Annotated in this window: 5 protein-coding genes; all 5 read right to left on the minus strand. The window is 61.6% G+C overall.

Annotated features, from left to right (window positions below):
* Positions 1-172: 172 nt before the first annotated feature.
* Positions 173-1033 carry an acetyl-CoA carboxylase, carboxyltransferase subunit beta gene (gene accD / locus BQ17_RS07135; RefSeq protein WP_089725637.1) on the minus strand — a complete coding sequence of 287 codons (861 nt, stop codon included), beginning with the start codon at positions 1031-1033 and terminating at the stop codon, positions 173-175.
* A 36-nt stretch (positions 1034-1069) separates the two neighbouring features.
* Positions 1070-1885, minus strand: a complete 816-nt coding sequence (gene trpA / locus BQ17_RS07140) for a tryptophan synthase subunit alpha (RefSeq protein WP_089725639.1) — start codon at positions 1883-1885, stop codon at positions 1070-1072.
* 11 nt (positions 1886-1896) lie between these two features.
* A complete protein-coding gene (gene trpB, locus BQ17_RS07145; RefSeq protein ID WP_089725641.1) occupies positions 1897-3111 on the minus strand; it encodes a tryptophan synthase subunit beta in 1215 nt (404 codons plus the stop codon).
* Between the two features lie 246 nt (positions 3112-3357).
* Positions 3358-4017: a phosphoribosylanthranilate isomerase gene (locus tag BQ17_RS07150; RefSeq protein WP_089725643.1), complete on the minus strand. Its 660-nt coding sequence runs from the start codon at positions 4015-4017 to the stop codon at positions 3358-3360.
* Positions 4018-4053: 36 nt separating this feature from the next.
* Positions 4054-4287 carry an addiction module protein gene (locus tag BQ17_RS07155; RefSeq protein ID WP_089725645.1) on the minus strand — a complete coding sequence of 78 codons (234 nt, stop codon included), beginning with the start codon at positions 4285-4287 and terminating at the stop codon, positions 4054-4056.
* Positions 4288-4434: the final 147 nt, after the last annotated feature.

A 4434-nucleotide genomic window follows, 5' to 3' on the forward strand; every position in this document is an offset into this window, starting at 1 on the left:
CCGCGGCGCGGAGCTTCTGCGTTCCCACGCGGCGCGTGGGAACGAGAGAAAATCTGTTAATTGAGAACGCCCCCTAGGATCCTTGAGGGACCTGAATCTTTACAAAGGCCGCTTCCTTTCTCTGTGTTCTCTGCGTTCTCTGTGGTTCGAAATGATTTTTGCGACACCCTCATCAGGGCCGCGGGCGGTGGGTGAGCAGTGCGATCAGATCGGCGATCCGGTCGCGCATCTCGCGCCGGTCCATGATCATGTCCAGGGCCCCGTGCTCGAGCAGGAACTCGCTGCGCTGAAAGCCGTCCGGCAGCTTTTCACGCACCGTCTGCTCGATGACCCGGGGGCCGGCAAAGCCGATGAGGGCGTTCGGCTCGGCTAGGTTGATATCCCCGAGCATAGCCAGGCTGGCGGAGACGCCGCCCATGGTGGGGTCCGTCATCACTGAGATGAAGGGCAGACCATGCGCGCGCAGTCGCCCCAGGGCGGCACTGGTCTTGGCCATCTGCATAAGGGAGAACAGGGATTCCTGCATGCGCGCGCCGCCGCTGGCCGCGAAGCAAACAACCGCCGCGTCCTGCTCGAGGGCCATGTCGATCCCCCTGACGAAACGCTCTCCGACGACCGAGCCCATGGAGCCGCCCAGGAATTTGAACTCAAAGGCCGCGGCCACTACATTGAGTCCCTTCAGGCAGCCGCACGTGACCACCAAGGCCTCCTTTTCCGCCGTCTGCTTCTGGGCCACGGCGAGGCGTTCCTTGTATTTCTTGAGATCCTTGAATTTCAGGGGATCGACCGACTCGATGTCCGCCCCCACTTCTTCTCGGGGCTCGGGGTCGAGGAAGGACTCGAGCCGACGCCGGGCGCCGAGTCGGTTGTGGTGGCTGCATTTGGGGCAGACCTCCAGATTGCGCTCCAGCTCCGCACGGTAGAGGATGGCGTTGCACCCCGGACACTTGGCCCACAGTCCTTCCGGCACCGCGCGCTTGCTGCTCGTCTCGGTGCGGATGCTGCCGGGCATCAGCTTATCGAACCAGTTCATCGCATCGGGGCCTCCGGGTGCACTAAAGAATCCGGCTCAGGACTCGCCGGCAGCGTCGATTGCGGCCCGCAGGCCGCTGAGGAAATCGCACACGGTATCCGGTATGCGCTGGGGTGTGTCGGCCAGGTCCTCCATCCGCCTGACGGTGGCGCTGCCGATGATGACCGCATCCGCCACCCGAGCGATTTGGGCGGCACTTGCGGCGTCCCGGATGCCGAATCCGACCCCGACCGGTAGCTCGATCATACGCCGGATCGGCAGCAGCTTGGCGGCCACCTGGTCCACGTCCAGGTGCCCGGCGCCGGTCACTCCTTTGAAGGAGACATAGTAGACGAACCCAGACGTTACCTCAGCGATCCTGGCGATCCGCTCTGGGGTCGAGGTCGGGGCGAGCAGATAGACCAGATCCAACGCCGCTGCCCGCAGGACTTCTACCAGTTCCCGGCTCTCTTCCGGCGGTGCGTCCACTACCAGTACTCCGTCCACACCGGCGTCTCCGGCCCGCGCCGCGAAGCTGTCGTAGCCCATGACTTCGATGGGATTGAGGTAGCCCATGAGGACTATGGGTGTCTCCACGTCCTGCGCGCGGAACGCTTGGACCATGTCCAGTACGTCGCGCAGGCTGACGTGGTGCGCCAGAGCCCGCTCGCTGGAGCGCTGAATGACCGGCCCGTCGGCCATGGGATCGGAGAAGGGGACCCCGAGCTCGATCAGGTCCGCTCCGGCGGCGACCATGGCGTGCATCAGGGGGACCGTGACCGAGGGCTCCGGGTCGCCGGCGGTGATGAAAGGGACCAAGGCGGTCTTGTGTTGCCTGCTCAGGGTCTCGAAGCGTTGCGTAATTCTTCCCATAGCTGGCCTACTCATAGCTGGATACCTTCCCGCGCGGCCACGGTGTGCATGTCCTTGTCCCCGCGTCCGGAGAGGTTGACGAGGATTGCCTGGTCTTTGGTCATGGTCGGTGCCAGCTTGGCGGCATAGGCCAGGGCATGACTCGATTCCAGGGCCGGGATGATGCCCTCGATGTGGGTCAGGGCATGGAAGGCGGCCAGGGCCTCGGTATCGGTAATCGCCTCGTAGCGAACCCGTCCGCTGTCCTTGAGCCAGGCGTGTTCGGGTCCGACCCCCGGATAATCGAGCCCGGCCGAGATGGAGTGGGTGGCGATGATCTGCCCGTCCCGGTCTTGCATGAGGTAGGTGCGATTGCCGTGAAGCACGCCGGGGGTACCGGCGCACAGGGGCGCGGCGTGCTTCCCGGTCGCCAGTCCCTCGCCCGCCGCCTCGATGCCGTAGATGGCGACCTCGGCATCGTCGAGGAAGGGATGGAAGAGCCCGATGGCGTTGGAGCCTCCGCCGACACAGGCGACCAGGGCATCCGGCAGACGCCCGGTGCGTTCCAGCAGCTGGGCGCGGGCCTCGCGCCCGATCACGGTCTGAAAATCTCGAACCATGGCCGGATAGGGATGCGGACCCGCCACAGTGCCGATAATATAAAAGGTATCGTCCACATTGGTGACCCAGTCCCGCAGGGCCTCATTGAGGGCATCCTTGAGGGTGCGGGAGCCGGATTTGACCGCTACCACCTCGGCGCCCAGGAGGCGCATCCGGTAGACATTGGCCTCCTGGCGCGCCATATCCACCTCGCCCATATAGACCACGCACGTAAGCCCCAGCCGCGCGGCCACGGTAGCGGTGGCGACACCGTGCTGGCCGGCCCCGGTCTCCGCGATGATGCGGGTCTTGCCCATACGCTGTGCCAGCAGGGCTTGGCCGACCGTGTTGTTGACCTTGTGGGCGCCGGTGTGGTTGAGGTCCTCGCGCTTGAGGAAGATTTGGGCCCCGCCGAGCTCCCGGCTCCAGCGCTCGGCATGGTAGACAGGGGATGGCCTACCGACATAGTCGCGTAGATCCGCATCCAGCTCCGCGAGGAAGGTCTGGTCCTTAAGGTACCGTTCGTAGGCGACCCGCAGCTCCTCCAGCGGATGCATGAGGGTCTCGGCGACGAACATGCCGCCGTAGCGGCCGAAATGCCCTCCGGCATCCGGCAGCTGCATGGTGTCATCATGTGATGGGTTCATTATCAAGTAGTACCTGATGTGTCGTGATGAATTTCCGGTTGAACGCTATCAGTAATTCTTCGAGATTCGTGCTTTTGTCCAAATGGTACGGGATTTCCCGGATTGACAGGATTTTTCTTCGTTTTAACGAGTATCACTGTGCGGCGAAAATTCAGGACAATAAAGTAAAGAATCCTGTTAATCCTGAAAATCTTGTTAATCCTGTACTATTAGGACGTTACAGGGTTGAGCAAGAGGGCAGGCCGGTCAGATATTTGAATGTAATTTGTGATGGCTTCGATAGTCATCGCCCTCTCTCACCCCTCGTAAGAATGCCTCCAGCTTGGCGTGGTCTTTCACGCCCTTTGCCGATTCGACCCCCCCGCTGACGTCTACGGCATAGGGACCGACGCGACGTATGGCCTCCGCCACATTGCCCGGATTCAGGCCACCGGCCAGGATGATACGGGGCGCGAGCCAGTCGGGGACCAGATCCCAGTCGAAACGGCGACCGGTTCCGCCCTCGACTGCAGGATCGTAAGTATCCAGGAGCAACCCCCGCGCGTCCCGGTACCGCCGTGTCAGCGCCCGCAGGTCGGTCTCAGGCCGCATGCGTATAGCCTTGATCCAGGGCCTTTGGAATGCGTCACAATAGACCGGCGGCTCCTCGCCGTGGAACTGGAGCATAGCGAGCGGAACGCGCGCCAGCACCGATCTTACAAAGTCGGGCTCCGCGTCCACGAACAACCCGACACTGGTCACGAAGGGCGGCAGCACATCCACCAACACCCGTGCCTGTTCGGCCACTATGGCGCGTGGACTGGGCGCATAGAACACAAATCCGATCGCATCGGCGCCGGCAGCGACCGCTGCCGCCAGATCCGATTCCCTGGTCAGGCCGCAGATTTTAACCCGGGTGCGATGCATTCTTTTCTTCTTCCGCTTCGGGAAGAAATTCAGCCGTCATTGACGAAGTCGCCGGCGGGCTTTATCAAATACTTCCTGCGCCGGCTTTGCTTTTGTTTCCCCCGCTATATAGGCTTGATATCGCTGTTGTGCTTCCTCAAGCCAAAGGCGATCTACATTCTCATCAAGCACAGTATCAAGATCATCAATAATATTGCGAGCTAATGCTGCCCTTTCTTTCTGGTTTAGTCGAAGAATTGCTTGCTCGATTTCTGCGAGTGTGCGTACCATGAATCACCTCCGAACTCAAAATCTTTCAAAAATATTTCCGAAATCCCCAATCCGCAGATTAAAAAGATTTTGGCTCTTTATGGATTCCGGACTGCTTTGGAGTGCGCCGGCAAAGCGGCGCGGCCGCATCGAACCTCAGCCACGGGG

The organism is Candidatus Thiosymbion oneisti (assembly GCF_900092655.1).
Classification (GTDB): Bacteria; Pseudomonadota; Gammaproteobacteria; order Chromatiales; family Chromatiaceae; genus Thiosymbion; species Thiosymbion oneisti.

What these genes read in the sequence shown, in the direction of transcription:
- BQ17_RS07150 (WP_089725643.1), bottom strand. Translation starts at nt 4,017, where the DNA reads ATGCATCGCACCCGGGTTAAAATCTGCGGCCTGACCAGGGAATCGGAT.
- trpB (WP_089725641.1), bottom strand. Translation starts at nt 3,111, where the DNA reads ATGAACCCATCACATGATGACACCATGCAGCTGCCGGATGCCGGAGGG.
- BQ17_RS07155 (WP_089725645.1), bottom strand. Translation starts at nt 4,287, where the DNA reads ATGGTACGCACACTCGCAGAAATCGAGCAAGCAATTCTTCGACTAAAC.
- accD (WP_089725637.1), bottom strand. Translation starts at nt 1,033, where the DNA reads ATGAACTGGTTCGATAAGCTGATGCCCGGCAGCATCCGCACCGAGACG.
- trpA (WP_089725639.1), bottom strand. Translation starts at nt 1,885, where the DNA reads ATGGGAAGAATTACGCAACGCTTCGAGACCCTGAGCAGGCAACACAAG.